This window comes from Rhodopseudomonas sp. BR0C11 (assembly GCF_010820945.1).
In the GTDB taxonomy this organism is placed as follows: Bacteria; Pseudomonadota; Alphaproteobacteria; order Rhizobiales; family Xanthobacteraceae; genus Rhodopseudomonas; species Rhodopseudomonas palustris_H.
In genome coordinates this window covers 1-3,193 of sequence record NZ_QTKI01000491.1, presented here as the reverse complement: position 1 = coordinate 3,193, position 3,193 = coordinate 1, and the positions used below count along the sequence as shown (strand labels likewise).

Genomic DNA, 3,193 nt, shown 5'->3' with positions numbered 1-3,193 from the left:
CCACCACTTCGAACAGAAGGGCTGGACCGAGCCGCAGATCGTGATCCGGTTCTGGATCATCGCCGTAATGCTGGCGCTCGCCGGCCTGTCGACGCTGAAGCTGCGGTGACGTCGTTAATGCGATCGAGCAGGCACAGCCTCATCCTGAGGAGCGGTCCGCAGGGCCGCGTCTCGAAGGAGGTGCCAAATAATCATCCTTCGAGACGCGCGCTGGCGCGCGCTCCTCAGGATGAGGTCGTCCTTGTAGTCGGAGCGTCAGCATGATCCCCGTCACCTCTTTCGCCGGCCAGTCGGTCGCGGTGTTCGGGCTCGGCGGGTCGGGGCTGGCGAGTTGCCATGCGCTGAAGGCCGGCGGCGCCGAAGTGATCGCGTGCGACGACAATCTCGATCGCATGGTCGAAGCGGCGCAGGCCGGCTTCATTACCGCGGATCTGCGCAATCTGCCGTGGACCAATTTCGCCGCACTGGTGCTGACGCCCGGCGTGCCGCTGACGCATCCGGCGCCGCACTGGACGGTGCTGAAGGCGCAGGAGGCGGGCGTCGAAGTGATCGGCGACGTCGAACTGTTCTGCCGCGAGCGCAAGGCGCACGCGCCGCGCGCTCCGTTCGTCGCGATCACCGGCACCAACGGCAAGTCGACCACCACGGCGCTGATCGCGCATCTGCTGCGCGAGGCCGGCTGGGACACCCAGCTCGGTGGCAATATCGGCACCGCGATCCTGTCGCTCGAACCGCCGAAGGACGGCCGCGTCCACGTGATCGAGATGTCGTCATATCAGATCGACCTGACGCCATCGCTCGATCCGACCGTCGGCATCCTGCTCAACGTCACCGAGGATCACATCGATCGCCACGGCACCATCGAGCACTACGCTGCGGTGAAAGAGCGGCTGGTCGCCGGCGTGCAGGACGGCGGCACGTCGATCATCGGCGTCGACGATGAGTTCGGCCGCGCCGCCGCGGACCGGATCGAACGCACCGGCAAGCGCGTGGTGCGGATGTCGGTGCAGGGGCCAGTGACCTCCGGCATCACCGCCGATCTGGAAACCATTCGCCGCATCGACGGCGGCAATTCTACCGAAGTCGCCAAGCTCGGCGGCATCGGCTCGCTGCGCGGGCTGCACAACGCACAGAACGCCGCGGCCGCTGCAGCCGCGGTGCTGGCGCTCGGCGTCTCGCCGCAGGTGCTGCAGCAGGGCCTGCGCAGCTTCCCCGGCCTCGCACACCGGATGGAGCAGGTCGGCCGCCAGGTTGGCGAGAAGGGCACGACGCTGTTCGTCAACGACTCCAAGGCCACCAATGCGGATGCGGCTGCGAAGGCGCTGTCGTCGTTCGGCGAGATCTTCTGGATCGCCGGCGGAAAGCCGAAGACCGGCGGCATCGAGAGCCTGGCCGAGTATTTCCCGCGTATCCGCAAGGCCTACCTGATCGGCCAGGCCGCGCAGGAATTCGCCGCCACCCTGGAAGGCCGGGTGCCGTACGAGATCAGCGAAACCCTGGAAGTTGCGGTCCCCGCCGCCGCGCGCGATGCCGCAGCATCGGGACTGGCCGAGCCGGTCGTGCTGCTGTCGCCGGCCTGCGCCTCGTTCGACCAGTTCCGCAATTTCGAACTCCGCGGCACCAGGTTCCGTGAGCTGGTGACGGCGCTGGAGGGGGTGCACCCCATCCCCTGAGGTCATCGCCCGCGCAGGCGGGCGACCCAGTATTCCAGGGCGTTTCGATTGAAGAGATAGGCTCCGGGATACTGGATCCCCGCCTTCGCGGGGATGACAGTGGAGGGGGATGACAGCGGAGTGTGGGATGGGGACGGGGCCGCCGTTCACATCCTCGATTCCGCGCCATTGCATTAACCCCTTGGCAACCACGTGGGCGCACCAATGGGCGACCTCTTTGCCCAGGATCGCCGATGATCTCCCGTGACCAACGCACCCCGTTCAGCGAATGGTGGTGGACCGTCGACCGCGTGCTGCTGGTGGCGCTGATTGCGCTGATGCTGGCGGGCGTGATCCTGTCGCTGGCGGCGTCGCCGCCGGTCGCGACCCGGATCGGGCTCGATCCGTTCCACTTCTTCAACCGTCACGTCCTGTTCCTGGCGCCGTCGCTGATCGTGCTGATCGGGGTGTCGTTCCTGTCGCCGCGACAGATCCGGCGCTCGGCGCTGATCGTGTTCGTGCTGGCGATCGGGCTGATCGTGGCGACGCTGCTGTTCGGGCCGGAAGTGAAGGGCGCGCGGCGCTGGATCACGCTGGTCGGTATCAACATCCAGGCCTCCGAAATTGCCAAGCCGTCGTTCGTGATCCTGGCCGCCTGGCTGTTCTCGGAAGCGGCACGGCGGCCGGAGATGCCCGCGACGTCGATGGCCATGATGCTGCTGCTGTCCCTGGTGTCGCTGCTGGTGATGGAGCCCGACTTCGGCCAGACCATGCTGGTGCTGATGGTGTGGGGCGCGCTGTTCTTCATCGCCGGCATGCGGATCGTTTGGGTATTCGGCCTCGCCGGTGCCGCCGCGGGCGGACTATTCACAGCCTATCTGTTCGTTCCGCACGTTGCCGGTCGTATCAAGCGGTTCATGAATCCGGCCTCGGGCGACACCTTCCAGGTCGACATGGCGAGCGAAGCGTTCAGCAATGGCGGCTGGCTCGGCCTCGGCCCCGGCGAAGGCATCGCCAAGCGCAGCCTGCCGGACAGCCACACCGACTTCGTCTATGCGGTGGCGGCCGAAGAGTTCGGCATCGTGCTGTGCCTGGCGCTGCTCGCGCTGTTCGCCTTCATCGTGCTGCGCACGTTGTCGCGCGCCTATCGCAGCGAGGATCTGTTCTCGCGCTTCGCCGCCTCGGGGCTGGCGATCCTGTTCGGCGTGCAGGCGGCGATCAACATGGCGGTGAACCTGCAACTGATCCCCGCCAAGGGCATGACGCTGCCGTTCATCTCCTATGGCGGCTCGTCGATGGTGTCGCTGGCTTACGGCGTCGGCATGATGCTGGCGCTGACTCGGCAGCGGCCAAAGACCGAAGTCAATGCGATCGAAGCGGCGGGAAGCTACGCGTGAGGCCATGACCGACGCTCCCCTGATCCTGCTCGCCGCCGGCGGCACCGGCGGCCACCTGTTTCCGGCCGAAGCGCTCGGCGTGGTGCTGATTCAGCGCGGCTACCGCGTCCGCCTGGTCACCGATCATCGCGCCACCCGCTACAG

Annotated in this window: 3 protein-coding genes; all 3 read left to right on the top strand. The window is 66.9% G+C overall.

Annotation, left to right across the window (positions count from 1 at the left end):
- Window positions 1-260 precede the first annotated feature (260 nt).
- Window positions 261-1,673 (top strand): UDP-N-acetylmuramoyl-L-alanine--D-glutamate ligase, encoded by a 1,413-nt coding sequence (gene murD, locus DYI24_RS23940; protein ID WP_164574098.1) that lies wholly within the window; start codon window positions 261-263, stop codon window positions 1,671-1,673.
- A gap of 233 nt (window positions 1,674-1,906) precedes the next feature.
- A complete protein-coding gene (gene ftsW / locus DYI24_RS23935; protein ID WP_107345308.1) occupies window positions 1,907-3,049 on the top strand; it encodes a putative lipid II flippase FtsW in 1,143 nt (380 codons plus the stop codon).
- Window positions 3,050-3,053: 4 nt separating this feature from the next.
- A partial coding sequence (locus DYI24_RS23930) for a glycosyltransferase (protein WP_205523663.1) occupies window positions 3,054-3,193 on the top strand: 140 nt, incomplete at its 3' end.

Coding starts and splice junctions, on each gene's coding strand:
- murD (WP_164574098.1), top strand. CDS start 261: ATGATCCCCGTCACCTCTTTCGCCGGCCAGTCGGTCGCGGTGTTCGGG.
- ftsW (WP_107345308.1), top strand. CDS start 1,907: ATGATCTCCCGTGACCAACGCACCCCGTTCAGCGAATGGTGGTGGACC.